This is a genomic window from Massilia sp. P2_C2, from assembly GCF_056404615.1.
The window spans coordinates 1-2,112 of record NZ_JBFUDR010000542.1; the positions used below are offsets into that span (position 1 = coordinate 1).

Sequence of the window (2,112 nt, forward strand, 5' to 3'; positions counted from 1 at the left end):
TGTGGAGGGAGACACGGGCGTGGAGGCGGCAGTGGCCGCAGGTGGCGCCGCCGGCACGGTCCGTTCGTGCAGCAGCTTGCCGCTGGCCGCATACACCGCGGCCAGGGCCACCAGCAGCGCGATGGCCAGGCCAAGCGGGCTGCCAGCACGCGTCGACCGCGGCGCGGCGTGGCGGCCCTGCGCATGCTTCCAGCCGGTCAGCATCGGCTTGATCAGGTCGCGCTTCTTGACCAGTAAATAGAACGCGATTGCCAGGATGTGCAATCCCAGCAGCACGAGCAGGACGTTCGACAGCTGGTGGTGCAGGCCCGTCAGGCTGTCGGAGCGGGCTTTTTCGACGAGGCCGGACAGCGGGCCGTCGAACGCGATGTCGTCGTTGGAAAACAGGCCCGTGCCGGCCTGCACGGCCAGCAGCGCGAGGAGACCGAACACGGACAGCGCGCCGAGCGGGTTGTGGCCCACGCCATGCCAGCGGCCCGTCAGGTAGGCACGCAGGCGGGAAGGCGTCGGCGCGAAGCTCAGGAAGCGCGCATGGGTCGAGCCGACGACGCCCCACACGACGCGAAAAGTGACCAGCCCGACGATCGCGAGACCGGCGCGGCCATGCCAATCCATCCAGTCGCCCCCGAGCTTGGCCGTGACGAAGGCCACCAGCACGGCGACCACGAGGGACCAGTGGAAGATGCGGACCGGCAGGTCCCACAGGCGGATGCGGGTGACGCCCGGCACCGCGGCCGGGACGCGGGTCGGGCCGAGGGTGGTGGCGATGTCTGCCTTGGCGGTACGGTAATTCATGTCGGGGCCCGCTGCGGGTTACTTCGCCAGCGCCGCGGCCGGTGCCGGGGCGGCGGCCGGTGCCGCGGGCGGCTTGATGTGCTCGACCACGCCGCCCTGTTCCTCATAGTCCTGCGTACCGACTGCGCCCGCCACTTTGAAGCCGCGCAGCGTCAGCAGGTCACCGGCCGCGCCGGCGCGGTGAGCGCGGTTCGACACGGTCACGATCTGCCGGTCCTTCGGGATGTACTTCAGGTATTTCTCGAGGTCGGCGTTCTGGATGCTCAGGAACACGGGGAACGAGCCCTTGGACGGCAGTTCGTCCGGACGGCGCACGTCGAGCACGAGCACCTTGCCCGGCTGGAGCAGCAGCGCGTCGACGTCGGCGCGGGAGAGCTGCTTCGTCTTGTACGTCCAGGGCTGGGATGCGGCGGCAGGCGATCCTGGTGCGGCGGCCGGCGCGGCCGGCGTACCGGACGCCGGCCCCTGCTGTGCGAACGAGGCCGCGCCGGCGAGGATCAGTGCGGCGGCGATGGTGGTCTTGAGGATGTTCATGGGGATTCTCTTTCGTTGCTGTCGTTGTTGTTCAGGCGTGGCGGCGGCCGTGGTGGCCTGCCGCTCCGTCTTCATCTTTGCAAACACCGTGCCAATCGATCCGCCCCGGATATGCGGGCACTACGCCGCAAAAGGCTGCTGGCTATTGAACCGTCTGCTGGAAAGCGAACAGTACGCCGCCCGCACTGTTCGCAATCCAGCAGTCGCACAAACGGCGGTAAAGACAGGCCGTCCGTGCAAGGAAGCCCGGTAAATCAAGGGTTTGGAGGAGGGAAAGCGTTGCGGGGCCGGGCTGGCGCGATAGTTGCAAAGAGAAAGGCGAGAGCAGGAATCCAACCCAAGCACATCCACTTTCAGGATCAGCCAGACAATGAGGGAGTCAGTCAAATGAAAAGCAAGGCCTTGTATCTTGCCGTCGCCTTGAGCTTCACGGCGGCGGTCGTTTCCGCCGCGGACCAGGACAAACCGGCCGCCGCGCCGGTGAAGGACGCGCCTGCCGCCGCGTCCGCGTCCACGAAGGCGTGGGCCTATGCGCCGGTCGCCGCGCCGGCCGAGCCCGCAGTCAAGCAAAAGAAATGGGTACGCACGCCCGTCGACGCCTACGTGCTCGCCAAGCTGGAAGCGAAGGGCATCAAGCCGTCGCCGGAAGCGGACCGCGCCACGTTCATCCGCCGCGCCACGCTCGACGCGTGGGGCATCCTGCCGACGCCCGAGGAAGTGAAGGCCTTCGAGAACGACAAGTCGCCGGACGCCTACGAGAAGCTGGTCGACCGCCTGCTGGCC

At 67.9% G+C, this 2,112-nt stretch carries 3 protein-coding genes; 1 reads left to right on the plus strand and 2 read right to left on the minus strand.

What is annotated here, in order from left to right; translation table 11 throughout:
* Both AC1DYX_RS30620 and AC1DYX_RS30625 read right to left on the minus strand, forming a co-directional pair.
* On the minus strand, positions 1-795 hold a 795-nt coding region (locus tag AC1DYX_RS30620; protein ID WP_477265916.1), incomplete at its 3' end, for a cytochrome b/b6 domain-containing protein.
* Positions 796-813: 18 nt separating this feature from the next.
* Entirely contained in the window at positions 814-1,329 is a 516-nt protein-coding gene (locus AC1DYX_RS30625) for a rhodanese-like domain-containing protein (RefSeq protein ID WP_477265918.1), read from the minus strand.
* Positions 1,330-1,716: 387 nt separating this feature from the next.
* Between AC1DYX_RS30625 and AC1DYX_RS30630 the strand changes: the two genes are divergently transcribed.
* Positions 1,717-2,112 (plus strand): DUF1549 domain-containing protein (locus tag AC1DYX_RS30630; RefSeq protein ID WP_477265920.1); only part of this gene is annotated, 396 nt, incomplete at its 3' end.